Annotated in this window: 26 protein-coding genes and 1 tRNA gene; 13 read left to right on the forward strand and 14 right to left on the reverse strand. The window is 70.7% G+C overall.

Annotation, left to right across the window (positions count from 1 at the left end; genetic code table 11):
- The coding region (locus tag CRM73_RS00545) for a glycosyltransferase (RefSeq protein WP_229586394.1) at window positions 1-848 on the reverse strand (848 nt) is incomplete at its 3' end.
- The gene (locus CRM73_RS00550; protein ID WP_017834315.1) at window positions 845-1,735 is read right to left on the reverse strand and encodes a glycosyltransferase family 2 protein; all 891 of its coding nucleotides are present in this window, start codon (window positions 1,733-1,735) and stop codon (window positions 845-847) included. The genes CRM73_RS00545 and CRM73_RS00550, both read right to left, overlap by 4 nt.
- A 234-nt stretch (window positions 1,736-1,969) precedes the next feature.
- On the opposite strand from CRM73_RS00550, the gene CRM73_RS00555 reads away from it, so the two are divergent.
- From CRM73_RS00555 to CRM73_RS00565, 3 genes are read left to right on the forward strand one after another with little or no spacing between them, the layout of a single operon-like run.
- Entirely contained in the window at window positions 1,970-3,604 is a 1,635-nt protein-coding gene (locus CRM73_RS00555) for a circularly permuted type 2 ATP-grasp protein (protein ID WP_229586396.1), read from the forward strand.
- Entirely contained in the window at window positions 3,598-4,524 is a 927-nt protein-coding gene (locus CRM73_RS00560) for an alpha-E domain-containing protein (protein ID WP_017834313.1), read from the forward strand. The genes CRM73_RS00555 and CRM73_RS00560 overlap by 7 nt, the downstream gene beginning before the upstream one ends.
- Window positions 4,521-5,375 carry a transglutaminase family protein gene (locus CRM73_RS00565; protein ID WP_035923936.1) on the forward strand — a complete coding sequence of 285 codons (855 nt, stop codon included), beginning with the start codon at window positions 4,521-4,523 and terminating at the stop codon, window positions 5,373-5,375. The genes CRM73_RS00560 and CRM73_RS00565 overlap by 4 nt, the downstream gene beginning before the upstream one ends.
- Window positions 5,376-5,434: 59 nt before the next feature.
- Here CRM73_RS00565 and glgC read toward each other — a convergent pair whose 3' ends face one another.
- The gene (glgC, locus tag CRM73_RS00570; RefSeq protein ID WP_176337735.1) at window positions 5,435-6,679 is read right to left on the reverse strand and encodes a glucose-1-phosphate adenylyltransferase; all 1,245 of its coding nucleotides are present in this window, start codon (window positions 6,677-6,679) and stop codon (window positions 5,435-5,437) included.
- Between the two features lie 212 nt (window positions 6,680-6,891).
- Between glgC and glgA the strand changes: the two genes are divergently transcribed.
- Entirely contained in the window at window positions 6,892-8,085 is a 1,194-nt protein-coding gene (gene glgA, locus CRM73_RS00575; RefSeq protein WP_035923934.1) for a glycogen synthase, read from the forward strand.
- A gap of 446 nt (window positions 8,086-8,531) precedes the next feature.
- Window positions 8,532-8,617: transfer RNA gene (locus CRM73_RS00580), tRNA-Leu, on the forward strand.
- 275 nt (window positions 8,618-8,892) lie between these two features.
- Here CRM73_RS00580 and CRM73_RS00585 read toward each other — a convergent pair.
- Entirely contained in the window at window positions 8,893-9,369 is a 477-nt protein-coding gene (locus tag CRM73_RS00585; protein ID WP_017834308.1) for a VOC family protein, read from the reverse strand.
- A 404-nt stretch (window positions 9,370-9,773) separates the two neighbouring features.
- Here CRM73_RS00585 and CRM73_RS00590 point away from each other — a divergent pair, with 404 nt between their 5' ends.
- The gene (locus tag CRM73_RS00590; RefSeq protein ID WP_229586398.1) at window positions 9,774-10,700 is read left to right on the forward strand and encodes an alpha/beta fold hydrolase; all 927 of its coding nucleotides are present in this window, start codon (window positions 9,774-9,776) and stop codon (window positions 10,698-10,700) included.
- A gap of 490 nt (window positions 10,701-11,190) precedes the next feature.
- Here CRM73_RS00590 and CRM73_RS00595 read toward each other — a convergent pair whose 3' ends face one another.
- Together CRM73_RS00595 and CRM73_RS00600 are read right to left on the reverse strand one after the other, a co-directional pair.
- The gene (locus CRM73_RS00595) at window positions 11,191-11,613 is read right to left on the reverse strand and encodes a hypothetical protein (RefSeq protein ID WP_229586400.1); all 423 of its coding nucleotides are present in this window, start codon (window positions 11,611-11,613) and stop codon (window positions 11,191-11,193) included.
- Window positions 11,614-11,843: 230 nt separating this feature from the next.
- Window positions 11,844-12,257 (reverse strand): hypothetical protein, encoded by a 414-nt coding sequence (locus CRM73_RS00600; RefSeq protein ID WP_126346323.1) that lies wholly within the window; start codon window positions 12,255-12,257, stop codon window positions 11,844-11,846.
- Window positions 12,258-13,215: 958 nt separating this feature from the next.
- Here CRM73_RS00600 and CRM73_RS00605 point away from each other — a divergent pair.
- From CRM73_RS00605 to CRM73_RS00615, 3 genes are all read left to right on the forward strand, one after another.
- Complete coding sequence (locus CRM73_RS00605) at window positions 13,216-13,809, forward strand: recombinase family protein (protein ID WP_109222757.1); 594 nt, start codon at window positions 13,216-13,218, stop codon at window positions 13,807-13,809.
- 187 nt (window positions 13,810-13,996) lie between these two features.
- Window positions 13,997-15,205, forward strand: a complete 1,209-nt coding sequence (locus tag CRM73_RS00610; RefSeq protein ID WP_229586405.1) for a heparan-alpha-glucosaminide N-acetyltransferase domain-containing protein — start codon at window positions 13,997-13,999, stop codon at window positions 15,203-15,205.
- A 451-nt stretch (window positions 15,206-15,656) separates the two neighbouring features.
- Window positions 15,657-16,223 (forward strand): hypothetical protein, encoded by a 567-nt coding sequence (locus CRM73_RS00615; protein ID WP_141246812.1) that lies wholly within the window; start codon window positions 15,657-15,659, stop codon window positions 16,221-16,223.
- A gap of 105 nt (window positions 16,224-16,328) precedes the next feature.
- On the opposite strand, the gene CRM73_RS00620 is transcribed toward CRM73_RS00615, so the two are convergent.
- From CRM73_RS00620 to CRM73_RS00630, 3 genes are all read right to left on the reverse strand, one after another.
- Window positions 16,329-16,556 carry a hypothetical protein gene (locus CRM73_RS00620; RefSeq protein ID WP_229586407.1) on the reverse strand — a complete coding sequence of 76 codons (228 nt, stop codon included), beginning with the start codon at window positions 16,554-16,556 and terminating at the stop codon, window positions 16,329-16,331.
- Window positions 16,557-16,586: 30 nt separating this feature from the next.
- Entirely contained in the window at window positions 16,587-17,108 is a 522-nt protein-coding gene (locus CRM73_RS00625) for a hypothetical protein (protein WP_126350141.1), read from the reverse strand.
- Between the two features lie 91 nt (window positions 17,109-17,199).
- Window positions 17,200-17,697, reverse strand: coding sequence for a hypothetical protein (locus CRM73_RS00630; protein WP_126346321.1), 498 nt, complete (start codon window positions 17,695-17,697; stop codon window positions 17,200-17,202).
- A 657-nt stretch (window positions 17,698-18,354) separates the two neighbouring features.
- On the opposite strand from CRM73_RS00630, the gene CRM73_RS00635 reads away from it, so the two are divergent.
- A complete protein-coding gene (locus tag CRM73_RS00635; RefSeq protein WP_229586409.1) occupies window positions 18,355-19,401 on the forward strand; it encodes a serine hydrolase domain-containing protein in 1,047 nt (348 codons plus the stop codon).
- A gap of 104 nt (window positions 19,402-19,505) precedes the next feature.
- On the opposite strand, the gene CRM73_RS00640 is transcribed toward CRM73_RS00635, so the two are convergent.
- From CRM73_RS00640 to CRM73_RS00650, 4 genes are all read right to left on the reverse strand, one after another.
- Complete coding sequence (locus CRM73_RS00640) at window positions 19,506-19,910, reverse strand: hypothetical protein (RefSeq protein ID WP_095651118.1); 405 nt, start codon at window positions 19,908-19,910, stop codon at window positions 19,506-19,508.
- A gap of 104 nt (window positions 19,911-20,014) precedes the next feature.
- Window positions 20,015-20,731 (reverse strand): hypothetical protein, encoded by a 717-nt coding sequence (locus CRM73_RS00645; RefSeq protein WP_146200267.1) that lies wholly within the window; start codon window positions 20,729-20,731, stop codon window positions 20,015-20,017.
- Window positions 20,732-20,805: 74 nt separating this feature from the next.
- Window positions 20,806-20,934 (reverse strand): hypothetical protein, encoded by a 129-nt coding sequence (locus CRM73_RS19595; RefSeq protein WP_017833789.1) that lies wholly within the window; start codon window positions 20,932-20,934, stop codon window positions 20,806-20,808.
- A 106-nt stretch (window positions 20,935-21,040) separates the two neighbouring features.
- On the reverse strand, window positions 21,041-21,508 hold the full coding sequence (locus CRM73_RS00650; RefSeq protein ID WP_017833790.1) for a hypothetical protein: 468 nt from the start codon (window positions 21,506-21,508) through the stop codon (window positions 21,041-21,043).
- A gap of 90 nt (window positions 21,509-21,598) precedes the next feature.
- On the opposite strand from CRM73_RS00650, the gene CRM73_RS00655 reads away from it, so the two are divergent.
- Together CRM73_RS00655 and CRM73_RS00660 are read left to right on the forward strand one after the other, a co-directional pair.
- Window positions 21,599-22,123: a flavodoxin domain-containing protein gene (locus tag CRM73_RS00655; protein WP_176337739.1), complete on the forward strand. Its 525-nt coding sequence runs from the start codon at window positions 21,599-21,601 to the stop codon at window positions 22,121-22,123.
- A gap of 196 nt (window positions 22,124-22,319) precedes the next feature.
- A complete protein-coding gene (locus CRM73_RS00660) occupies window positions 22,320-22,778 on the forward strand; it encodes a GAP family protein (RefSeq protein WP_229586411.1) in 459 nt (152 codons plus the stop codon).
- A gap of 311 nt (window positions 22,779-23,089) precedes the next feature.
- Here the strand turns inward: CRM73_RS00660 and CRM73_RS00665 are convergent, their stop codons facing one another.
- A complete protein-coding gene (locus tag CRM73_RS00665) occupies window positions 23,090-23,605 on the reverse strand; it encodes a hypothetical protein (protein ID WP_229586413.1) in 516 nt (171 codons plus the stop codon).
- A 215-nt stretch (window positions 23,606-23,820) separates the two neighbouring features.
- Between CRM73_RS00665 and CRM73_RS00670 the strand changes: the two genes are divergently transcribed.
- Window positions 23,821-24,384, forward strand: a complete 564-nt coding sequence (locus CRM73_RS00670) for a DinB family protein (RefSeq protein ID WP_229586415.1) — start codon at window positions 23,821-23,823, stop codon at window positions 24,382-24,384.
- Window positions 24,385-24,398: the final 14 nt, after the last annotated feature.

The following is a 24,398-nucleotide window of genomic DNA, read 5'->3' on the forward strand; positions in this document are numbered from 1 at the left end:
CGCCGCTCGCGCAGCACCCACGGCGCACCGCGCAGGGCGTCGAGCAGGGCCAGCGCCGTGACCCGGTCCCGCGGGGCGGCGCCGACCACGTCCCGGGTCCGGCGCAGGGCCGCCCGCAGCGGGCGGCGCAGCCAGATGAACCACAGGGTGTTGCGCAGTCCGTGCCGGCGCCGCAGGTGCGGGTCCCGGACCGTGGAGGCCTGGTGGTGGACCACCACGTCGGGCAGGTGCACGAGCTCCCACCCCGCGGTCGCGAGGTCCGCCGCCAGGAGCTCCTCCTCGCCGCCGAGCCACAGCCGCTCGCTGAACCCGCCCACCTCGAGGAACGCGGCCCGGCGGACCACGGAGGCCCCCGCCAGGAAGCTGCCGAGGGCGGGGCCGGGCAGCCACGCGGGGCCCTCGACCGGTGAGTGCAGCAGCTCCGCGTTGATCGCGTCCTCCCGGGACCCGGGCTCCACGAGGATCCTGCCCGTGACCACGCCCAGCCGCGGGTGCGTCTCCAGCGCGTCGGCCGCCCGGCGCAGCGACCCGGGCTCCCACCAGGTGTCGTCGTCGCAGAAGGCCACGAACGGTGCGTCCACGCGCTCCAGCGCGACGTTGCGGCCCACGGCCCCGAGGTTGACGGGGCTCGCCACGAGCTCCGCCCAGGGGTGCCGCGCACGGATCGCGTCCGCGGTGCCGTCCCCGGAGCCGTTGTCGACGACCACCACGTGCGGCCGTTCCGGGAGCTCCCGCAGCCGGGCCAGGGCCAGCAGGGCCTCCTCCCGGCGGTTGTGGGTGATCATCACGACCGCCACGCGGGCGTCGGGGCCGGACGCGGGCGGGGGTGCGGGGGTGGTCTCGGTCATGGGCTCTCCTCCGGTGCGGCGGGGTCGGCGGGGGCGGGGCCGTGCAGCAGCGCGAGCGCGGCCTCCGTGGTCGGGGACACCCGGTGCCGGGCGCGCAGCGCCGCCGGGGTGCGGGGGAGGGCGCGGAGCAGACCGCGGCGCCCCGCGCGGCCGCCGCGCAGCGCCTTCCGCAGCTCGTGCGCCACGACATGCCAGGGCCGGCGCAGGAGCACGGTGAGCAGGTGGCTGCGGACGAGCGCGACCTGCCGGCGCTCGTCCGAGCCCCGGTGCGGCGAGGGGTGGTGGTGGGCGCGGATCTCCGGCACGTAGGACAGCCGCCAGCCGGCGTCGAACAGGTCGAGGGCGAGACGCTCCTCCTCGCCGGGGAAGCGCACGACGTCGTCGAAGCCGCCGGCCGCGAGGAACGCCGAGCGGCGCACGATCGCCCCGCACGCGACGAAGCCGAGCAGCGCCGGGCCGGGGGCCCCGGTGGGGATGCCCAGCGGGGACGCGGCGAGCACGGCGTTGAGGGGGTCCGGGCGCTCCTCGGGGCCCACGGCGATGGACCCGGCGATCAGGCCGAGCCGGGGATGGGCGTCGAACACGGCCGCGGCGCGGGCGAGCGCCCCGGGGGCCCACCACGAGTCGTCGTCGGCGAAGGCCACGTAGGGGGTGCGGGCGAGCCGGACGCCGACGGTCCGGGCCACGGCCCCGACGTTGCGTGGCAGCTCCAGCACCTGCACGTGCGGGTGGGCGGCGCGCACCGCCTCGGCGGAGCCGTCCGTGGAGGCGTTGTCCACGACGACGACGGGCCCCTCGTGCCGGCCCAGGTGCGCCACGAGCTCCTCCCGGCGGTTGCGGGTGGCCACGACCACCGTGACGCGGCACTGGGGGTCCGGGGCGTCCATCGTGTCCTTCCGTCGGGTCCGCCGCGCCGCGGCGGCGGTCGCGGTTGCGGTCGCGGGCCCGCCTCCCGGCGGACACGCCCTCCCATCGTAGGGGCACGTCCTCCGGCCCTCCGGCGCACGGCGCGTGACACAATCGGGAGGAGCCTCGGCCACCGGGTTACCGCTGCGAAATACGGCCCGTCCATACTGCACACACTGCCCGCCCCGACCCCGAAAGGCATGTGATCGCCCGACATGTCCGACCTGTTCGAGAACTACGCCGCCGACATGGCCGTGGCGGCGGCCTACGACGAGATGTACACGCCGGACCGGCAGGTCCGCCCCGGCTACGACCGCATCGGCGGTGTCCTCGACGACCTCTCGCTCAGCGACGTCAACACCCGCGCCGACTCCATGGCCCGCTCCTTCCTCGACCGGGGCGTGACCTTCGACTTCGCGGGTGAGGAGCGGCCCTTCCCGCTCGACATCGTGCCCCGGGTGATCACCGCCGGGGAGTGGGACGTCATCGAGCGCGGCGTGAAGCAGCGGGTCCGGGCACTGGAGTGCTTCCTCGACGACGTCTACGGGGAGCAGCGGGTCGTGGCCGACGGGATCGTGCCGAAGGCGCTGATCACCTCCTCCGCCCACTTACACCGGAGCGTGTGGGGCTTCCGGCCCCCGGGCGGCGTCCGGATCCACGTGGCGGGCATCGACGTGGTCCGGGACCAGCAGGGCGTGTTCCGGGTCCTGGAGGACAACGTGCGCGTGCCCTCCGGGGTCTCCTACGTCATCGAGAACCGGCGGGCCATGACCAAGGGCCTCCCGGAGGCCTTCATGTCGCAGCCGATCCGCGCCGTGGAGGCCTATCCCCGGCACCTCTACAAGGCGCTGCGCGCCACGGCCCCGGAGGCCGCCGAGGACCCCGTGGTGGTGGTCCTCACCCCGGGCGTGTTCAACTCCGCCTACTTCGAGCACACCCTGCTGGCCGGGCTCATGGGGGTGGAGCTCGTGGAGGGCCGCGACCTCGTGGTCCGCGGCGACAAGGTCTACATGCGGACCACCGACGGCGAGCAGCGCGTGGACGTGATCTACAAGCGGATCGACGACGAGTTCGTCGACCCCCTGCACTTCCGCTCCGACTCCGCGCTCGGCTGCTCCGGACTCGTCAACGCGGCCCGCGCCGGGAACGTGACCATCGCCAACGCGATCGGCAACGGCGTGGCCGACGACAAGCTCACCTACTCCTACGTCCCCGACCTCATCCGGTACTACCTCGACGAGGAGCCGGTGCTGCCCAACGTGGACACCTACCGGCTGGAGGAGGACGAGGCCCGCGCCTGGGTGCTCGAGCACCTGGACGAGCTGGTCGTCAAGCCCGTGGACGGGTCCGGCGGCAAGGGCCTGGTCATCGGCCCCCATGCCACCGCGGCGGAGCTCGAGGAGCTGCGGGCGAAGGTGCTGGCGGACCCGCGCGGGTGGATCGCCCAGCCGGTGCTGCAGCTGTCCACCGTGCCGACGTTCGCGGACGGGGAGTTCAGCCCCCGGCACGTGGACCTGCGGCCCTTCGCGGTCAACAGCGGCGACGAGGTCTACGTGCTGCCCGGCGGGCTGACCCGGGTGGCCATGCAGAAGGGCTCACTGATCGTCAACTCCTCGCAGGGCGGCGGCTCGAAGGACACCTGGGTGCTCGGCCAGCCGCAGACCCAGGACCTCGACCCCGGCCAGGCCCCGCCCCCGGACGTCGACTCCTCGGTGCACACGTGGCCGGTCTCCGCGTCCTGGCAGGACGAGGGCGACAACGGCCAGCAGCAGCAGCAACAGCAACAGGCCGTGACCACCACCGCGGGCACCACCGCGACGACCCGCACCGGAGAGGGGCCCACATGCTGAGCCGCATTGCCGAGTCCCTGTTCTGGATCGGCCGCTACGTCGAGCGGGCCGACGGGGTGGCCCGGATCCTCGACGTCCACCTGGAGCGGATCACCCAGCTGCCCGTGGGCGAGCAGGAGGCCGAGGTGCGCCGGATCATGGCGGTGATGGGCGTGGAGCCCGGGGACGGCGACTACAGCGTCCGGTCGATGATCCACGAGCTCGCGTGGAACAAGGACTGCCTGACCTCCATCTCGGGCTCCCTGCACGCCGCCCGCGAGAACGCCCGCCGCGCCCGGGAGACCGTGTCCTCGGCCATGTGGGAGTCGCTCAACTCCACGTACTACGGCCTGGGCCAGCACCGCCGCGACGTCGTCGGCACCTTCCGCGTCTGCCACTGGACCATCGAGCGGATGGCCACCGTGCGCGGGCAGACCCAGATGACCATGTCCCACGACGAGTCCTGGATGTTCCTGTCCCTGGGCGCGGCGATCGAGCGGGCGGACATGACGTCCCGGCTGCTGTGGACCCGGTCCACGTCCACCTCCGGCATGTCGTGGGTGTCGATCCTGCACTGCGCCGGCGGGTACGAGGCCTTCCTGCGCACCCGCTACGGCACGTTCAGCGACGAGTCCGCGACCGAGTTCCTGCTCCTGGACCGGCTCTTCCCCCGCTCGATCCTGCACGCGCTGACCACGGCGGAGGAGATCCTCGTGGGCCTGGAGCCGGGTCTGCAGCGGGTCGGGTTCAAGGACGACGCCCGGCGGATCATCGGCGAGGCGCGCACGGCGCTGGAGTTCCACCACGCGGAGGACCTCATCGCGGTGCTGCCCGAGCACCTGAACAACGTCCAGGCCGCGTGCGCGAGGGCGTCGGAGGCCGTGAGCACCAAGTACTTCTCGCACGCCGTCGAGGCGTCCTGGTTCGGAGGCATGCTGTGACCCGGCTCAAGATCGACCACGTCACCCGCTACGACTACAACGACAACGTCTCGAAGTCCTACAACGAGGCCCGGATGACGCCCCTGTCCGACGACGAGCAGATCGTGCTCGAGGCGGAGCTGACGCTGAGCCCGGGGACCGCCACGGTCAGCAACTACCGGGACTACTGGGGCACCCGCGTCGCGGCCTTCGACATCCAGGGCCGGCACCGGCACCTGGAGGTCCGCTCCTCGGCCACGGTGGAGGTGCACCGGCGGCCCGGCGACGAGGTCGCGGACGGGCTGAGCTGGGACGAGCTGGCGACCCCCGAGGTCCTCGACGCGGTCTCCGACTTCGTGCCCCAGACCCCGCTCACCCGGCTCGGGCCCGAGCTGGAGAAGGTCGCCGAGGAGATCCGCAAGGAGGCGGCCGACCCGGCCGCCGCGGCCGCCGCGATCTTCCAGGGCATCGCCTCGCACATGCAGTACGTGCCGGGGGTCACCGGGGTCCACACGGACGCGGAGGCCGCCTGGCGGGAGGCCAAGGGCGTGTGCCAGGACCTCGCGCACGTGGCCATCGGCATGATGCGGCACATCGGGATCCCCGCCCGCTACGTCTCCGGCTACCTGCACCCGGACTACGAGGCGGGCATCGGGGCGACCGTGCCGGGGGAGTCCCACGCGTGGGTGGAGTGGTGGAACGACCGCTGGTACGCCTACGACCCCACCAACCACACGCGGCTCACCGACTTCCACGTCACGGTGGCCCGCGGCCGCGACTACACCGACGTCACGCCGCTGAAGGGCATGGTCACCGGCGGCGGCGGCACCTCGGGGCTCCAGGTCCAGGTCGAGGTCACGCAGACCGCATGACGACGGCGGGGCCGCCCCCCGTCCCCGGGTGGTCGGCCCCGCCGTGACAGGTGGGATCCCTAGCTCTCGAAGCGGAAGTTCTTCGGGGCGACCGTCAGCCCGGAGGGTGTCACCGTCAGGCCCCGGGCGCGGTCCTGCTCCGCGTCCACGCCGACCTTCACGCCCGGGGGCACGACCACGTTCTTGTCGAGGATGCACCGCTCCACCACGGCCCCCTCGCCGATCTGGACGTTGGGCAGCAGGACCGACTGGTTGACGGTGGCGTCGTTGTTGACCAGCACCTTCGGGGAGAGCACCGACTCGGTCACGCGCCCGCCGGTGACCAGGACCCCGCGGGAGAGAATCGAGTCGGTGGCGATGCCGCCCTCGCCCCGCGGGCCGCGCACGAGCTTCGCCGGCGGGGCCTGCATCTCGTTGGTGTAGAGCGGCCAGGCGTAGTTGTACAGGTTGAACACCGGCAGCGGGCGGATCAGGTCCATGTGGGAGTCGTAGTACGAGTCCAGGGTGCCGACGTCGCGCCAGTACTGCCGGTCACGGTCCGTGGAGCCCGGGACGTCGTTGTTCGTGAAGTCGTAGACGGCGGCCTCGCCGCGGTCCGCGAACCACGGCATGATGTCCCCGCCCATGTCGTGGTTCGTGTCCTCCTTCGCCTCGTCGGCCCGCAGCGCCTCGACGAGCGCGTCGGTGTCGAAGACGTAGTTGCCCATCGAGGCGAAGAAGGCGTCGGGGTCGTCCGGCAGGGGAGCCGTGCTCTCGGGCTTCTCCACGAAGCGGGTGATCTTCGTGACGTCCTGCGGGTCCGTCTCGATCACGCCGAAGGACGTCACCATCTCCATCGGCTGGCGCACGCCCGCCACGGTGGCGCGGGCCCCGGACCGCACGTGGAAGTCCACCATGTCGGAGAAGTCCATCCGGTACACGTGGTCCGCGCCGACCACCACCACGATGTCCGGCTTCTCGTCGTCGATGAGGTTCATCGACTGGAAGATGGCGTTGGCGGAGCCCAGGAACCACTCCTTGCCCCGCCGCTGCTGGGCCGGCACGGTGACCACGTAGTTGCCCAGCTGGGCGGAGAGGCGCCAGGTCTGGGTGACGTGCTGGTCCAGGGAGTGCGACTTGTACTGCGTGAGCACCACGACCTGGAGGTAGCCGGAGTTCACGATGTTGGACAGCGCGAAGTCGATCAGCCGGTAGCCGCCCGCGAAGGGCACCGCGGGCTTGGCGCGGTCCACGGTGAGCGGCATCAGGCGCTTGCCCTCGCCTCCGGCCAGGACGATCGCGAGAACCTTCTTACGGTGGGGCATGGGAACCTCTCTGACTTCTTCGGCAATCGGGCGCAACATCTCCGCCTCGCGGTGCGGAACCACTCGACAGGCGCCTTCATTGTGTCTTAACCGCCGCGAAGGCGAGTGACCGACCGCACAGGAGTCCGGATGTGTCTCACGGAGCGGCACGCACGGCCCCCGACGGGCGTCTTCCCGTGGCACCGTGCCGATCCTGCAGTACGCTCGGAACCGTGCGAGTAGATATCTTGTCCAAGGAGTTCCCGCCCGAGATCTACGGCGGCGCCGGAGTCCACGTGTCCGAGCTCTCGCGGGTCCTGGCCCCGCTCGTCGACCTGAGGGTGCGGTGCTTCGGTGCTCCGCGCGAGCCCCGGGTCAACGGCGTCGAGGTCCAGGCCTACCCCGTGCCCGCGGACCTGGCCGGCGCCAACGCCGCGATCCAGACGCTGGGGGTGGACCTCGCGATGATCGGCGACATCGCCGGCGCGGACCTGGTGCACTCCCACACCTGGTACGCCAACATGGGCGGGCACCTCGCGTCGCTGATGTACGGCATCCCCCACGTCCTCTCCGCGCACTCCCTCGAGCCCCTGCGCCCGTGGAAGGCCGAGCAGCTCGGCGGCGGGTACGCGGTCTCCTCGTTCGTGGAGAAGACCGCCTACGAGGCGGCCGCGGCGATCATCGCCGTCTCCGACGGGATGCGCCAGGACATCCTCCGGTCCTATCCGGACGTCGACCCCGACCGGGTCCGGACGGTGCACAACGGCATCGACGTGAGCCAGTGGGTGCGCGACGAGGGCACCGACGTGCTCGAGTCCTACGGCATCGACCCGGCCAAGCCCTCCGTGGCGTTCGTGGGCCGTGTGACCCGGCAGAAGGGCGTGCCGTTCCTGCTGCGCGCCGCGGCCCTGCTGCCCGAGGACGTGCAGCTCGTGCTGTGCGCCGGCGCCGCCGACACCCCGGAGCTCGGGGCCGAGGTCAACGCGCTCATCGACGAGCTGAGGGCCACCCGGTCCGGGGTGGTGCTCATCGAGAAGATGCTGCCGCGCCGCGAGATCGTCCAGATCCTCTCCGGTGCCACGGCCTTCGCCTGCCCGTCCGTGTACGAGCCGCTCGGGATCGTCAACCTCGAGGCCATGGCCTGCGGCACCGCCGTGGTCGCCTCCGCCACGGGCGGCATTCCGGAGGTCGTCGTCGACGGGGAGACGGGCCGGCTGGTCGCCATCGAGCAGGCCCAGGACGGTACCGGCACGCCGGTCGATCCCGAGAAGTTCGTGGCCGACTTCGCCGCCGCGCTCACCGAGGTGGTCTCCGACCCGGTGCGCGCCCGGGATATGGGCGCCGCCGGCCGGCGCCGCGCCGAGGAGCACTTCGCGTGGGAGTCCATCGCCGAGCGGACCCTGGAGGTCTACCGCTCCGTCCTCTGAGGCGTCGCGGCACCGCACGCCCTCGGCGGGCGGTGCCGGCGCCGGGCGGTGAGAGGCGGCGGCCACCGTGGTCCCGTGGGAGAACGGGGCGGCGGCGGCCGCCGCCGGCACAGGTGAGGGGGGTCCCCGGCCGTGTCGAGGGTCCCTGGCACCGGCGGGGACGGGGGGCTCCCCGGTGGCGCGAACGCAACCCTCGAACGAGCATCGTCCCAGGTCAGCTGGAGAATCCTGGAGATGCTCAGCCACCATTCAACCGCATGGCGGGGCGCGGTGGAAGCCGGAAGTGCACTTACTCAGGGGTTTTCATCAAAATTTTCGGCGCGGTCGCGCTGCTCCTCCGGACAGCGGCGCCGATGTGAACGGCGGCCGCGCATGTGGTACCTTATTTTCTGTTGCGTTCAGGAGGAACGGCCGGAAACGGCACCACGTTCGCCCTGGATCCACTCGCGCGGGTGGCGGAATAGGCAGACGCGCTAGCTTGAGGTGCTAGTCCTCGTATTAGAGGGTGGGGGTTCAAGTCCCCCCTCGCGCACAGTGCGATGTCTCAGGACATCGGAAACACCCCGGACCTGTGGTCCGGGGTGTTTTTCTGTGTCCGAGGGTCGGATGGAGATCCTCGAGCCGTTGACGGACACCGACCACGGCTTCCACCAGTTCAGGATCCGCGACGGCGACGGCAACCTGTGGACCGTGGGCGCCTACCCCGGCGCATGAGCAGATGCGCCGGCGCCCCGACTCGCGCTCTCCCCTGAGCCGTCCCGGCCTGCCGCAACGGGGGCTCGGCGGTTCCAGGCGCGCCCCCGTGTTTCAGGAACGGTCGGCGGCGGCCTCCAGGTCGGCGATGACGAGCTTGCGCATCGACAACATCGCGGCCATCACCCGCTGCGCCCGGCCCGGATCGGGATCGGCCAGCAGCTCGACGAGCCTGCGGGGCACCATTTGCCAGGACAGCCCGTACTTGTCCTTGAGCCACCCGCACATGCTCTCCTGCCCGCCGTCGGCGGTGAGAGCTTCCCAGTACCGGTCCACCTCCGCCTGATCGGCGCAGTCGATCTGGAACGACACCGCTTCGCTGAAGCTGAACTCGGGCCCGCCATTGAGCGCGGTGAACGGATGACCGTCGAGCTCGAACTCCACGGTCAGCACCATCTCGGCCGGCCGCGGCCCGGCCTCGCCGTAGTAGGTGATGTCGGTGATCCGGGAGTTGGGGAACACCGTGAGATAGAAGTTCGCTGCGTCCTGGGCTTCGGTGTCGAACCACAGGCAGGGCGTGAGAGTAGTCATGGTGGGATTGTCTGCTTCCGCGCCCGGCCTGGGGAAGGTACAGGGAAGACATGACGACGCCTCGTGCAGAAGAAACTCGAGGGGGCCCGAATGTCGACGCCGTACTAATACTGAGCAGATGGAACCATGGCGAGAAACCACCGGTCACCCATGCGACATGAGGCAGTTTGGTTGCGTGACATTTGGGGGTGCGATCGGACTTCCGGGGACCGGTGGTGCGGGAGGTGTGGTGGGTTGCTGACCCCCGTCTCAGGCTCTGCCGGGACATGCCATTGCCCGGCTCACTACGCTTGAAGCATCACATTGGGGCCTCGGTCGCGCCGGGGTGACGGCGGTGGACCTGCAGCGGTTGGTGGTCTGGCTCTGGGATGTGCGGGGATCGGGGGGGCGTTGAGGTGCCAGCTGTGGTGGAGATCCGTTTTCGTTCCGAGGGTGCGGTGCTGGCCGGTCGTTTGTTCCTGCCTCCCGCGGCTGCGCCGGGGCCGGTGGTGGTCATGGCTCACGGCTTTTCCGCCACTGCTCACGGGATGGTCGCTGACCGCTACGCCCAGGCGTTCGCTGATCACGGTGTCGCGGCTTTCCTCTACGACCACCGAGGTGTGGGGCGAAGTCGGGGTGAGCCCCGAGGAGAGATCAATCCGTGGATCCAGGCCCGGGGCTATCGGGACGCCCTCGATGCCGTCTCTGCTTGTGACCGGGTGGACCCCCAGCGGGTGGCGTTGTGGCGGGACTCCTACAGCGCTGCCCAGGTGTTGGCGGTGGCCTGCGTGGACGAGCGGGTGCGCGCGGTGGTGGCTCAGACGCCGGCCTGCGGCCGGCATCCGGCGCCGCCGGACCCGGACGGGGCCCTGTATCGGGGAATGCGGGCCCGGCTCCTGGGCGGATCCGTGCGGGCCGAGCCGGAGCGGTGGCGCGGGCCGATGCCGGTGGTCTCCGCCGACCAGCTCTCGGCGCCTTCGGCGCTGAAGCCGTTGACCGCGCTGCGGTGGTTCCTGGAGTACGGGGCGCGATTCGGCACCGGGTGGGAGAACCAGGTGGTCCTCACCGCCCCGGAGGAACCGATGTGGCTACCGGTGCTGTGGGCCCAACATGTGCTGGTCCCGACCTGTTTTCTGCTGGCCCGTGACGATGAGATGCCCGGCTCGACGACGGCCGTGGCCAGGCAGGCCTTCGCCGCGCTGGGCGGTCCCAAGGAGGTGCACGAGCTCGAAGGCGGGCACTTCGGCCTGCTGTATCACCACGAGCCCGTCTTCGAGCGCTCCGTCGCGATCCAGACCCGGTTTCTGAGTTCGTGGCTGCATGACAGCGAGAGGCCCGGTGACCGCTACTGAGACCCCCGAGGGATCGAGTCGGTGCTGCTTCCCCGCGCTGGGCGTCCCGCCTCTGCCTTGCACCTCAGCGGCAGCACCACCGTAGTCGGTGACGGAATCGGGTGGAGTGCGTAGGGCGCCCGCGCTCCTGAGGCCGTGGACGCGAGACTTTCCGCCGGGGACGGATCCTATGATCGCCGCGGCGGGGTGTGACGGGGGCGGGGCGGCCCCCCGGCCACCCCGCCCCAGTTGCTTCTGCGCGGACCAGTCATCTGGCCAGCACCTCGGATCCCCCCGGAACCACGGTGCGGCCGGTCGACGCGCCAGAAGCTGGAGGATGGTTTGATGCAGATCACCTGTCCCCCTGATACGCCACGATGCTCGCTCCCGCCCCGTCCGGCAATTCCGGGGGTGTGTTGGGGTTCACAACATGACACATCCATGTGCGGTTGCTAATAGGGGTGTTCCGGAGTGGGTGGCTGGTGCGAGAAAGGCTGGTCCGTGTACAGGATCAGCCGCAGACGTTTGAGATTTCGCCGTCGAGATCGTCGAGCACCCACTCCGAGAGCTGTCCGGCGGGCACGAGGAACGTGTCCTCGCCCAGCAGCTGCGCCTCCTGAGCCGAGAGGGGTTCCTTGACGGCCTCGCTGTCCTGGACTGCCAGTGCAGCTGCGTAGCCGGCGGCCAGCTCGGCGGCCCACTCCCGGTGGCCGGCGTAGCAGGGGTGCTCGGGATCGGGGCTGCACGCCTCGAGCCACCGTGCCGGCTCCCGCGGAACGGAGGCGGCGGGCATCGGGTGCTGGTGCAGGTCCCAGGTGACCTCGGCCCAGCGACCCACGGGAGTGGCCACCATGGGGTAGTAGGTGGCAACCCACTGGGTGGGAGTGAGGGGGTGCAGCTCAACGGCCAGAGCCCCAGAGACGGAGATGGTCATGCCTTCTTCCTGTTCGCAGGTGACGGATCGTCTGGCGGTGGCGGCCTGAGGCGCGGTCGCATCCCCGAGTCTGGGGGGCCCGATGGTGATGGCCCAGGGTAAGCACGGGGCCGACAACTATGGAAGCAGGCTGAGCAATGTGACAGCAGGCCGCCTTTCAAGCCCGGGGATGCCAGGCCTCTCACCTGGTCCGGATCCTGGCTGGAGGTCGCCGGTGGGCTGGGTCGGTGTCATGGCCCCGGGTGTGTCTGCTGTTCGGGTCTTTCGTCGCGGCCGTGGGTGACGTTGCGGAGCTCAGCAGAGGAGGGGGCGGTTGGTGTCGGGAGGGTTGCCGCCAGGTGCGGTGCGATGCGGGCCAGACGATCGAGGTATCCGTGGCCCTCAAGCTCGGTCAGCACCACGGGAACACGGATTTTGGGGGTACTGGATCGGGCGGCGAGATCAGCCAGGGCCAGTGCGTTCCCGGCTCCGGTGCAGGCCACGGCCCGCAGAACACGTCGTGCCTCGGCGCTGAGCCGGGGATCAGCGGCGGCCTCAAGAGTGAGAGCCTCCAGCGCCGGGCGCAATGCCTGGAAGACGGCGGCGCGGGCCGCTGGGCCCAGGGTGGAGGCGCCTGAGGTGTGGCGGGGTTGCTCAGTGTCCATCTGCTGCTCCTCCGGTCGCGGCCGGAGGGACGTCGTGGATTCACCAGGACGGTCATCGTCAGGGGCGTGTTGGCCACTGCCTGCTGCGGCTCATCCGTCCCTACCGGTGCGCCGGCCCCCTCGATGACCCAGTCCGTGACCTGTGGGACCGGCCACGTGCACCACCGAAGAGTTCTTGGACCCGGTCACCGTGAAGGAGAGCTGCCGCGCCCTGGCAAGCAGAAGAGACGTCCCCCGACGACTGATCACATGGTCACAGGACTTCTGCCCACCAAGGCGGCGGCATGATCACCGCCGAGGAGCCAGCCCCCCGACTGGCCTCCCTGGCGTGCTCCACGCCGGGCCGACCGGCCCCCCGACCGGCGGCCCTGCGTGATACCCCGAACCTACTCTCTAGTAGGAAGAAGATCCATCTTCATGTTGTCCCCATTTGCGCCACTATTCAGAGCCGCGTGAAGGGCCATGGGGTCCGAGGCGACGATGGTGTGGAAGGGACCTGCGAGGGGGGCATGCCCTGCGGGGCTTCCTGACCGATGCGGCGTCTCTTCTCGGGGGTGTATTGAGGATCCCCGCGGGCATGCGCAAGGCCGGGCCATGCGCCCGGCCTTACGGGTGGGAAATGTCTTTCACCACGAAGACAGTGTGGTCCTGGCGGTAGCCGTTGGCGAGAGGTTTGAGGATGTGGCGCTGGACGGGGCTGACGTGCTTGGTGTCGGAGCACTTCCTCCCCACAGTCACAGGCCGCGAACCGATCCGACCCATGACCTTGCCGATACCAAGCAGAGCAGCCTGAAGATTGAGGATGACAGTGGATCGCACGGCATGGGATGCCAGACGTCTCGTCGGGAAAATTTGCGTCCGCATGTTTCCGCGGTCGGGCATGTCTCGTATCTATGTACTTTATCAAGGTCTCCAAAAATCGAGTACTCAACGTTAGTTACGAGACAGATGGGTGGACGTGGGCAAGCTGATTGGGTACGCGCGAGTTTCGACGCGGCAACAGGACGCAGACTGTCAAGTGCATGACCTCCTGGCCGCCGGCGTGCGGCGCGCTGATGTCTACATCGACCATGGAGTGTCTGGAGGACGCGCGTCACGCCCGCAGTTCGACCGTGCTGTGGTTGCGCTGGAGAAGGGCGACACATTGGTGATTACCACGCTGGATTGCCTGGGCCGGTCGACGCAGAACATGCTGACCTTCGCCGAGGCGCTGCGGGGGAGGGGTGCCGGTCTGCGGGTGCTCAACCTCGGTGGGGGAGACGTGGACACCGCGACACCGATGGGCTCCATGGTCTTTACCGTCATGGCCGCGCTGGTCCAAATGGAACTGGAGATCAAGCGAGAGCGGATCACCGACTCGGTGGCCAAGCGTCGGGCCGCCGGCAAGGACTTCGGCGGACGGCCCCAGACCTTCACCGACTCCCAGATCCGCAACGCCCTGCGCCTGATCGACGGCGGGGAGCCGGCGACCCAGGTCGCCCGGGACCTTGGGATGTCCCGCGCCACGCTCTACCGGCGGATCCGGGAGCTGCCGGTGCCGACCACCTTGTGAGCGAGCGGTCGTCAACGACTTGAATGCGGCGGAGGTCAGGTTGATGTGCACCGTAGGGTTCGCAGAATCTTATGGAACCTACAGGCTTTCGCAACGGCAACGACAGGTGCAGCAGAGATCCTGAGCACAGGATGGTCCCGGCGGCTGGGGCCGTAAATCCGGGTCCGCTCCGGAGATCGAGGCAATCATGAGTTGGACATCCAGAACGGAGGGGCCCGCCCTGGCGGGTGCCGCCGACGGTGCCCGCAGGTCCTCGAGATGGTGGGACGGCATCGACGCGGCCCGCGGGCTAGCGCTGCTCGGGTTGCTGGCGGTGCCTTTTATGCCCGCCGATGACCACGAGATCCAGGAGTCGACCTGGTCGGGCCTGCTCCTGTCGGGGGCTCCGGTGGCACTGTTTGTCCTGCTGGCCGGGGTGGGACTCGCCTTCGACTCCGGGGGACGATTTCCACACCGAGGCAGGTGGCTGGCCGCTGATCGGATGGGGATGGCCGTGCAGGCGATCCTCATGGCCGCTGTAGGCCTGGGGGCCGGGGCACTGATGCCCGAAGGTGCCCCGGCGGACAACATCTTGATCTACTACGCGGTTTTTCTCGTGCTGGCGATTCCGTTTCTGCACCTGTCGGCGACGGCGTTGTTCGTTTGCGCGGCACTCATGTGGATCGTGGGCCCGCTGCTGATGCAGGCCATGACCGAAGTCATGCCCGCGTATGCCCCCTCCACCCCCACCTCCGTCGACGGGGTGAGCGGGGCCGCGGGCAGGATCTCCCACCTGCTGTTCACCGGCAGTCACCCGATCCTGTCGTACATGACCTGTCTGCTGGTCGGGCTGGGCTTGGGGCGGATGCGACTGCGTGACACGGGGGTCCAGGTCCGGGTGCTGGTGGTGGGAGCATTACTGGTGATCTGCGCCCAGGCGGCCTTCGTGGTGTCCAACGCCTTCGACGGGTACGACCGATTGCTGACCAGCAACCGGACCAGCATGGAGGTGCGGGTGTGGGGCCCGGAGGTGTTGCCCACCGACTCGCCCTGGTGGCCGGCGCTCATTCCCGCGCCCACTGGCACCGCGTGGACGATCGCGGCCGGCCTGGGCGTGGGACTGCTGGTGCTGGGGAGCTTGCTGCTGGCCACCAGGAAGTTCGGGGCGTGGTTGCTGCCGCTGTCGGCACTGGGCGCGATGGGTCTTACCCTGTACACCGCCCACCTGGTGGCGCTGTCCTTCCAGGCCCACTACGACCAGCCTTCTCTGTGGTACCTCCTGCCCTTGGTAGTCGTAGCGCTGGTTGCCCGGACCTGGCAACGAGCAACACTCGGTCCGGGGCCGCTGGAGCGGGTAGTCAGCACCAGCGTGGAGGCGACCCGCCGTGCTGTGCTCCACCGCTCCCACCACAGGTGAACACCAGTCAGGGAAGACCTCCACTACGCCAGGCTTTACTTGGGGCCCGGTTAGCGGCGAACCGTGCTGCGGTAGAAGTTCCTGCTTGCGCTGGGATTCCGCCCGGCGAGTCGGGTGGCAAGGGGGCCTGGAGGCCGATGTTAGGCTTCGCGAACTCAATGGAAGTGATGTCATGCACACCAAAGTCCGAGTCGCAGCGATCGTCGTTCTCCTTCTCGCACTGGGCCTGTTCGCCATTACTGAATGGCTGCCCGCCCTCCTCTTTCTCCCCGCGGCAGGAGGTGCACTCCTGCTGAATGAGTCCGGGATGCTCACACCTGGGCGGCCCCGTAACGACAGGGACCGATCACGCTTCTAATCGTCGCGGGTGCATGGGCATCGGCACGTGCAGTTGAGGTTCCCCTTTTGTGCGTCGTGGTTCCCGCCCGAACCGGCCGGTAGCGTCGTGAGCGTGACGAGTAGCGGCGACGCGGGGGCTCACGCCCGGCTGATGGACGGCTCTGCAGCGCCGACGGTGGGTCAGCTGGCAGTGCGCTCCATACCGGCTTCCTTGGTCGCTGTGGCCGGTCCTCCGCTGGTGGCTGTGGTCCTGCCTGGCGGAACGGGGGACGGATGGTGGTTCCTGGTCGTCTTCTTGCTCTTTGCGTTGGCCGGGCTGGTCCAGTATCTCGTGCAGCCGTCGCAGCCTCGACTGGACAAGCGGGTCAGGCAGGAGCGGTGGAAGTGGGCGCTTTCGTCGGTCATCAAGACCAGGGAGGTGCCGGTGGATCCGGGGGTGCGGGCTACCGCGGCGGCGGTTGCCTGCACCGAGCTCCAGATGTTCGTGGTGCTCATCTTCTTCGTCCTGGGAGTCGTCCTGGGCATGCTCATCCGTCCGGAAGCGCCGTGGTCGAGCTTTCTCGGTGCCCCGATAGGCATGGCGCTGGTGTCTGCCTTCCGGCTCCGCCGAAGCCTGATCTATCTCACGGTGCTGCACGCTCAGGCACGACCCGGCGGGCAGCAGTTTCAGCGTCAGTAGTTGAGGAAGCAGTGCGATACGAGGAGCGTCGCGGAGGCTGCCGCGGTTTCGATGATCTACGGGGTCCGCCGCCTTGGATGTGCGGTTCTTGATCTGGAGGGAGCGCTATTCGTCTCTCAAGCGCTGCTTCAGGCGTTCCAAGCGCTCTTGGTACTCCCGGTCTTGTTTCTTCATTCCTCGCCACACGATGACGAACATCGCGAAAGTGGTCAGAGCACTCACCACGGTGTTCCAAGAGCTTCCGCTGACGACGGTGATCATCACGGTGGTCGCCGCCAGGAGGCCACCGGCGATCGCGAGGGTGCCGCTGATCGGAGCTTTTCCGGTGGCCATGGTGCCTCCTGTCGGGTTTCCCTGTCAGCTTCAGGGGTGGGCTTGAGACGTGGCGTGCCGCCGGCGGACCCAGCGTGCAGTGGCCGCTGCCGCTGCGGCGGCGCCAGCAACGACCGCTGATGCCAGCAGCGCCAACACGCTCAGGAAGACGACCGTGCCGGCGATGTCGCGCAGGGCCTGTCCGGGCGGCAGGGCTCCCGGGGTGAACCAGCCGTTGTTCCACACCAGCACCGGGGTGCCCAGCAACGCGGCCAGCAGGTAGGCGGCCGGCCAGAACGCATACGTCTCCACCCGGTGCCCCTCACGCCAGCCGCGCACGAGAGCCCAGGGGACGCTGAGCAGCAACGGCCCGAGCATGGCGACGAGAGGGGCACCGATCACGGCCCCTCCACCCTTGGGGGCGGTGACGATGATCAGCCACAGGCCCGCGGCGAAAGCCAGCGCCAGCACCACCGCCCACAGCAGGATGCGCAGACCCAACCACAGCACCGCCCTCGGCCCGGGGCGCGGGGCAACCGGTGGCCGTGGGTGCTCAGATGCGTGCTCGTTCATCGGTTCTCCCCTCGTGGATGAAGTGGGCCACCGCCAGCAGGGCCGCAATGTCCGTCATGGGCGCGGAGTCCTCTCACAATCCCTAATGGGCTCAGCCACGGCGAAGTCCGTGCCCCCGGCCGGGATCGTGGGGTCGTTCCTCGGCGTGTAGGAGGGTGAGGAAGACCCAGCTGCGGCGGGCCCTGCTGATGAGAACGAGGGCGAACACGGTCAGCAGCCCGGCGATGAACCCCCAGAAGGACGACCAGCGCAGCACCCCGGTGAGGGCGAACGCCACCGCGGCATAAAAGACGAACGCCGCGAGTTCGATCCGCCAGATGGCCACCGCGCCAGCGGCGGCCCGCAACTGGGGGTCCTGCGGCACGGTGACGGTCGAGGAGGCACTGCCGAGGATCCACCCCACCCGATCACGGGCCACGTACTGGGTGGGACGCGGACCCGGTACGTGCGTGCGCCGGGAGACCGAGTTCACCAGCAGGATGTAGGCCAGGGACACGGCCGAGGTCCACAGGCCGCGTTGGTCCTCGCGCAGGACTCCGAACTGCCACCAGACCAGCAACGGCAGACCGACCACCAACAGAGCACCCACCCAGAGGCTGCCCCGAAGAACCCGCAAAGCCGAGGGGATCGGGGTGCTGTCGACCTGTGGAGACGCCCCCTCCTTCGTACGCCCGTCCTGGTCCATGGTGCCGAAGCTACCGCCTGGCACAGCCGGACGTCTCGACACAGAAGAGGGGGCCAGCCTCCGCAGTCGGGCGGATTCCTCACCGGAGGGCCGGCCGCAGAGCGCACAGCGGCGAGCTCGTCGTGCTTCCAAGCTGAGGCCACAGTTGCCGCGCCGGCGGCGAACCAGACGGTCAGGAGGGCGCCGTCGCCTCTCTAAATATGGCTGGCTACCAATCACTTCTCGGAAGTTCGGCGTTGCAGCGGGGGTTCATATGCCCGCCGCGCTGGTTCCCGTTGCGGACGCAGGTGTCTGCAGCGGTTCACGGCGGGATCGGTCGTCGTTTGGCGCTGAGGGGCCGAGCGCAGCGTCTTGGCGGACTCCGTCTGCGTCGTCTGTATGGTTTGGACGGTTTCGGTCTTGACACCGCAGCGACAGAATTTCAAGGTGGCGTCAGACCGTTGCGACGTCGGTGGAGTCGCGCATCTGGGGGATGCCATGCACAGCCATCCATCCGAGAACCACCCCGGTGATTCCGGGGCCCAGCCAGGGGGTACTCCTGAGTGGTTGGCGGAGGCGGTGATGACCATGATGCGCACCGGGCGCATCCCGGGACTGTCCCTGGTCGTGGTCGACTCACAGCGGTCGTTGTACGCCGGCGGGTTCGGAACTGCTGACCTGGCCACGGAGGTGCCCGCGACTCCGGCCACGGTGTATCTGTGGTTCTCCATGACCAAGATCGTGACCGCCACGGCCGCCATGACCCTGGTCGAGGACGGTCGCCTCGAGCTGGACGCCCCGGTGGCCGACTACGTGGACTGTCTGCGCGCCCCGCGTGCCTCCCAGCCCACGGTAGGGCAGCTGCTGACCCACACCGCGGGGTTGTCCAATCCTCTGCCGCTGCGATGGGTGCACCCGGCCGAGCAGGAGCCGCCGGCGGCCGAGGACCTGCTGCGGTCCGTGATGAGGCGACCGCGCGCCTACCGCCACGCCCCGGGGCACAGGGCCCGATACACCAACGTCGGCTATCTTGCGCTGGTTCAGATCATCGAAGCCGTGAGCGGTATGCCGGTGACGTCCTATCTGCGGCAAGCCGTGCTGGATCCGGTGGGCATGACCAGCACCGGGTTCACCTACCGCCCGGAGGCACCAGCCGCAACCGGTTGTGTGCGCGCCCCGCGCGCCGCCGATCCGCTGCTGCGCCGTCTGCTCCCACCCGGGGTGGCCGGGACGCGTCACGGCGCCTACCTGGGCCTGCGGCCCTTCTACGTCGACGGAGCCGCCTACGGCGGTCTGGTCGGCGACGTGACGGATGCCGGACGGTTTCTGCGGCTGCACCTGGGTGATGGCCAGATCGACGGGCACCGCATCCTGTCCGCTGAGACGGCCCGATCCATGCGAGTGATCGAGCACCCGGGGAAGCCCTTCGACCACGGCATCGGCTGGTTCCGCCGCCCCACCCAGGAAACGGGGCAGTGGGTCGAGCACTTCGGGGCCGGCGCCGGATTCTGGAACGTCATGCGTCTCTACCCAGAACACGGCCTGGGCATCGTGGTCATGACCAACAGCACCACGAGCTACGACTTCGAGCCTCTCTTCGGCCTCCTCACGACCGCCTCCTGGTCGTAGCAGGCCCGGGGTATGTCCGTGAGGGGGGGCGTGGGCGTCCGTCGTGCGGCGGCGCCCGGCTCCCACGATCCGTGCGGGCGGACGGCGAGCGGCACCGTGACCGCTCAGGGGTTCGTGGTGATGTCCCCGCCGAGCTCGTCCCGGAGCTGCTGCAGCGGGGCCGCGTCCCTCGAGATGACGACCCAGTTGTCCGCGTGCAGGAAGGAGGCGCCCTGCTCGCTGCTGAGGGTGTTCAACAGCCCCTCCATGCGCTCCTCGGAGTCCGTGACGGCCATGGCCATGCGTCCGTTGGCGCAGTCCAGGTAGGTGGTCTCCGGGTCGGCCGGGGCGCGCAGCTGGTCCGTGCCCGGGCAGTCGATGCCGGCCCCGACGACGTCGTCGCGCAGCGCCGTCGCGTCCTCGTAGGCGGCCCCGCCGGCCACCATCGCCTGGATGTCGTCGGCGGTCGGCGCGCAGCCGGTCAGGGCGAGGGCGGAGAGAGCGAGCAGAGCGGGAACGGGTCGGCGCATGGGACGTCCTGTCGTCGAGGGGATCGGGTGGCGTGCTGGGGCGGGCGTGCGGACGGGGGCGGGCCCGGGTCCGGTGCGCGGTGCGCCGTCCGGCGGCGCCGCGCTCACGGGGCGGCCCCCTGCTCCGGACGGTGGTGCTCGTCGAGGACACGGGTGAGGACCCGGCCCGGGGTGTGCCGGTACTCGGGGTCGATGCGCTCGAGCACGGCGACGATCGCCTCGACGTCGTAGACCACGGACGGGTCACCGCCGTGGTGGCTCCAGCGGCGCTCGGCCACCCACGCCCACACGTGCACGGGCCGGCACCGCCGGCAGGTCCCGTGCTCCGCGGTGAGACAGTCGGGCCCCACCGGCTGGTTGAGCCCGGCGATCTCCGCGGGAGTGCGCCGGTGGCGCTCCACCACGACCCAGAATCTCTCGTCGGGGATCCGGGAGAGGTCCGAGCTCAGACCGGCCAGGGCTTCTCGCGCCCGGACCACGTCGTAGTAGAAGTCCGGCCTCGACCAGGGCGGGACGCGGTGCCGGGCGCGCAGCGCCTCGACCACAGCCGCCTCCTGCGCCGCGGCGATCTCGGCCGCCGTCCGCGGCGACGGGTCCGCGGCCGAGCGCCAGAGGCCGTCGAACAGGGCGGCGCCCTCGGTGCAGGCCTGACGGACCAGCAGCGTGCCGACGTCCGGGGAGCGCCGCTGGGACCAGAGCGCCCCGGAGAGCCGCTCGTAGACCTGTCCGTCGTCCAGGGTGAAGCTCCTCCGGTCGGCGGCCACGACCACACGGCGGGTGGTGGGCTCCCCGGTGGCTCCGGTGCGGGCGGGGATAACCACCGCGCGCGCACCCGGGTACACGGCACCGCCCTGGTTCAGCCTCCGCCGCTCGTCCACCGTCCGGTGACCCCGGCTCAGCGGGCCGGCCGGCGCGGCCGGCTGCGGGACCCGGTCTCACCGCGGCCCGGGGCGGTGGAGACGGCCGGGGCACCGAACGGCACGAGGACCGGGTCGGTCTGCCGGGCGACGGGCTCAGCGGCCATGGTGGTGCTCCTCGTGGAGTCGGAGTCGGGGTCGACGGGCGACGCGGGCGTCCGGTGCCTGCTGGGGGAACCGTAACAGCCGCCGCGCCCGGGGCGGCGGAGGTCGTCAGGCAACGGGCCGGCGGTCCTCCCCGGCGAGGGCGCTCATGCGGTCCCCGGCGGCGTCCATGCCCAGCGAGGCGAGCACCGCGAGCGCGGCCATCCACCGGCGCGGATGGGCCGCCCCGCGGGCGACCAGCCACCGCTCGAGCATCGCGTCGATCCGCAGCGAGGCGGCCTGGACCCCGCACGTCGCCGCGCCGAGACCCAGCAGCAGCGCCGCCCGCGCCGCCACCGGCAGCCGCTGCGCCGCGACGGGGCTCCCGTCGGCCAGGGTCCCGGCCTCGGTGCCGACGTCGACGGAGTCCTCCCCGCCGGTGTTCCGGGAGAGCACCCACGCTCCTGCGCCGGCGACCAGGACTCCCGGCACCACGACGTACGCGGCGCGCACCCGGGGCGACCAGCCGGACGGGGAGACCAGCGTCAGCGCTCCGGCGGCCGCGGAGCTGGTCAGGGACAGCACGAGATTGTTCATGGTTCTACGCTACGTCCCGCGTCCCCGGTCGTCACCCGGTCCGGCCGGTCGTCGGCCTACGCTGGGGGCAGGACCGAGAGGGAGGCGGAGATGCGGATTCTCGTCGCACATGCCAGCGCACACGGGTCGACGGCGGAGATCGCCCGGCGGATCGCCGACGTGCTCCGGGACGAGGGCTCGTCGGTCGACGTCGGGCCCATGGAACAGCAGGACGGTCTCGGCGACTACGACGCCGTCGTGCTCGGCAGTGCCATCCACGACCAGGACTGGCTGCCGGTGGCCACCGCGTTCGTCCACCGCCACCAGGCCGTGCTGCGGACCCGGCCGGTGTGGCTGTTCAGCGTGGGGATGTCCGCGGCCCTGCCCCGGATCCTTCGCGGACCGGCCCGCCGCGCCCAGAGCCGGCGGCTGGCCGCGTCCCTGCGGGAGGTGGTGCACCCGCGCGGGCACCTGCTGCTGTCCGGGGTGGCGCAGGCCGAGCAGCTGCCGGGCTGGGCCGGACTCCTCCTCCGGGGGACAGGGGGGCGCTTCGGCGACCACCGGGACTGGCCCCGGATCGAGGCCTGGACCCGCGACATCGCCGGGACGCTGAGGACGGCCACCCGCGCCGGGTGATCCGCGGCCGTGCCCGCGACCTCCACCCTGGTGGAGAAGGACGTGCCCCCGAGGCCGGTGTTCCGATCGTCCGCGTCGCACGTCGGGTGGGCCCGGGTGCCCGGGGTCCCAGCCCTCGTCGAGGGGAGCGGTCGGCTCGACCGCAGCCCCGGGCGTCAGCGGCCCGGTCACGGGCACCCGTTCCCAGGAGGTCGTCGTGCCGGCAGCCGCAGCCGCGGGTCTCCCGATCGCGGTGGGACTGCTCGCCGCCTCCCTGCCCGTCGCCGTGATCATGCTGATGCTCGTCACCAGCGGGACCCGGGGCGCGGTCACCGCGTTCCTGTCCGGCTGGATCGCCGGGATCGCCGTCGTGACCGCCCTCACCGTGCTGGTCGTCGACACGACCCTGCCCCGCGACGATCCCGCGCCCTGGGTCGGCGTCCTGCGGGTGGTGCTCGGCGGCACGCTGCTGCTGCTGGGGGTCAAGCAATGGCGGAGCCGGTCGCGCGAGGGGTCGCAATCGCCGCGGTGGATGACGGCGGTCGACACGATGACGCCCTCGAAGGCCCTGGCCGTGGCGTTCCTGCTGGTCACGGTGAACCCGAAGAACGCGGTGCTGGTCGTCATCGGCGCGGTGCTTCTCGGCAACGGTGTGAGCGGACTGCGGTCCGGCTGACCGTGACCGTGCCCCGGCCCACCCGCGGCGGCTGGGGGCGCCCGCCGGCCCGCCGAGCCCGCCGAGCCCGCGGCGCTCGCGGCGCCGGCCCAGCTCGTGGGCGCTCACCGCCACGAGGGTCATCACGACCAGGGGCAGCACGAACGAGACCATCACGGAGCTGAACCCCTCCAGGGCGTCGTGCTCGGTGGCCGCCAGCAGCACGTACCCGGTGTAGTCGAAGTACAGGAGCAGGAACAGACCGCCCTCCCAGCGCGCCACGGGGAACCCGGTGAAGGCGTTGGGCAGCAGCGCCACCACGGCGGCCGGCATCACCGGGATGTCCAGGGCCACGGCCGCCGCCGGTACCGGCAGGCCGCTGTCGACGAGGATCGCCGGCACCCGAGCACCAGTCCGAGGTTCAGCAGGCAGCTGCCCACGACGTTGCCGATGGCGAGATCCCGCTGTCCTCGGCGGACCGCGACGACGGAGGCCGCCAGTTCGGGCAGGGACGTCCCGAGGGCGACCACCGTGAGCCCGACGACGAGGCCGCTGACGCCCAGGGCCGTGGCGACGTCGACCGCCCCCTCGACGAGGACCGTGGCCCCGGCCACCAGGAGCCCCACCCCCACCACGACGAGGACGAGCGAGACACCGGCCGAGGCCTCCCCGGCCGGTGGCCCGTCGACACCGGGTGCGGCGGGCGGCCGGTCCGGCGGAGGGTTCGGCGCCCCGGTGGGGGAGGCGGCGTCCCGGCGGCCGATCAGCACCGTGAGGACCCGGTGGACGACCACCGCCGCGAGCAGCACCGCGCCGTCCGTGCCGCTGTCCCGGCCTTCCAGGGACACGAGCGCAACGCCATGCAGAGCACGATGCGCCCCACGTCCAGGACCGTCATGGGCGCCGGTCCAGAGTCGCCGCCCGGGAGGACAGAGGCAGTGCGCGGCATCCGTCACAGCATGGGCGCTGCGCGGACGCGGACAGGATCTGTCCGCCACGGGGAGGACACTGGACCTGTCACCGGACGCTGCGCCGGAGGCGCCCCGACCAGGAGGGAACCGCCATGACCGACCTCGACGTCGCCGCCTGTGCCGCCGACCAGATCGACCGGCACTGGACCCACCAGCTGCGGCCCCGCCTCGCCGGCCTGACCGACGAGGAGTACTTCTTCGACCCCACCGGCGGGTCCGCGTGGACGGTCCATCCCCGGGCCGAGGAACGCACCCCGATGCAGACGGGCCGCGGGGAGCTCGTGCTGGACTTCGCCTTCCCCGAACCGGTGCCCGCGCCGTTCACGACCATCGCCTGGCGGCTGGCGCACGTCGTCGTCGGGGTCCTCGCCGCGCGCAGCCACGGGCACTTCGCCGGGCCCGAGGCGTCCTACCAGAGCTGGGCGTACGCCGGGACCGCGGAGGAGGCGCTGGCCCAGCTCGACCGCGAGTTCGCCCGCTGGACGGCCGGGGTGCACTCGCTGACGGACGCGGACCTCGCGCGCCCGTGCGGTCCGGCGGAGGGCCCGTACGCGGAGCTGCCGATGATCGCCCTGGTGCTGCACATCAACCGCGAGCTGATCCACCACGGGGCGGAGCTCGCCCTGCTGCGCGACCTGTACGCCCACACCCGCTGAGCCCCTCGCCACCC

The organism is Kocuria sp. CCUG 69068 (assembly GCF_020833785.1).
Classification (GTDB): domain Bacteria; phylum Actinomycetota; class Actinomycetes; order Actinomycetales; family Micrococcaceae; genus Kocuria; species Kocuria rosea.

Excerpts from the sequence above, each read along its gene's own strand:
- CRM73_RS00555 (WP_229586396.1), top strand. The coding sequence starts at position 1,970 with ATGTCCGACCTGTTCGAGAACTACGCCGCCGACATGGCCGTGGCGGCG.
- CRM73_RS00585 (WP_017834308.1), bottom strand. The coding sequence starts at position 9,369 with ATGACTACTCTCACGCCCTGCCTGTGGTTCGACACCGAAGCCCAGGAC.
- CRM73_RS00560 (WP_017834313.1), top strand. The coding sequence starts at position 3,598 with ATGCTGAGCCGCATTGCCGAGTCCCTGTTCTGGATCGGCCGCTACGTC.
- CRM73_RS00595 (WP_229586400.1), bottom strand. The coding sequence starts at position 11,613 with ATGACCATCTCCGTCTCTGGGGCTCTGGCCGTTGAGCTGCACCCCCTC.
- CRM73_RS00640 (WP_095651118.1), bottom strand. The coding sequence starts at position 19,910 with ATGCGCCGACCCGTTCCCGCTCTGCTCGCTCTCTCCGCCCTCGCCCTG.
- CRM73_RS19595 (WP_017833789.1), bottom strand. The coding sequence starts at position 20,934 with ATGGCCGCTGAGCCCGTCGCCCGGCAGACCGACCCGGTCCTCGTGCCG.
- CRM73_RS00620 (WP_229586407.1), bottom strand. The coding sequence starts at position 16,556 with ATGGCCACCGGAAAAGCTCCGATCAGCGGCACCCTCGCGATCGCCGGT.
- CRM73_RS00600 (WP_126346323.1), bottom strand. The coding sequence starts at position 12,257 with ATGGACACTGAGCAACCCCGCCACACCTCAGGCGCCTCCACCCTGGGC.
- CRM73_RS00625 (WP_126350141.1), bottom strand. The coding sequence starts at position 17,108 with ATGAACGAGCACGCATCTGAGCACCCACGGCCACCGGTTGCCCCGCGC.
- CRM73_RS00670 (WP_229586415.1), top strand. The coding sequence starts at position 23,821 with ATGACCGACCTCGACGTCGCCGCCTGTGCCGCCGACCAGATCGACCGG.
- CRM73_RS00550 (WP_017834315.1), bottom strand. The coding sequence starts at position 1,735 with ATGGACGCCCCGGACCCCCAGTGCCGCGTCACGGTGGTCGTGGCCACC.
- CRM73_RS00655 (WP_176337739.1), top strand. The coding sequence starts at position 21,599 with ATGCGGATTCTCGTCGCACATGCCAGCGCACACGGGTCGACGGCGGAG.
- CRM73_RS00650 (WP_017833790.1), bottom strand. The coding sequence starts at position 21,508 with ATGAACAATCTCGTGCTGTCCCTGACCAGCTCCGCGGCCGCCGGAGCG.
- CRM73_RS00635 (WP_229586409.1), top strand. The coding sequence starts at position 18,355 with ATGACCATGATGCGCACCGGGCGCATCCCGGGACTGTCCCTGGTCGTG.
- CRM73_RS00610 (WP_229586405.1), top strand. The coding sequence starts at position 13,997 with ATGAGTTGGACATCCAGAACGGAGGGGCCCGCCCTGGCGGGTGCCGCC.
- glgC (WP_176337735.1), bottom strand. The coding sequence starts at position 6,679 with ATGCCCCACCGTAAGAAGGTTCTCGCGATCGTCCTGGCCGGAGGCGAG.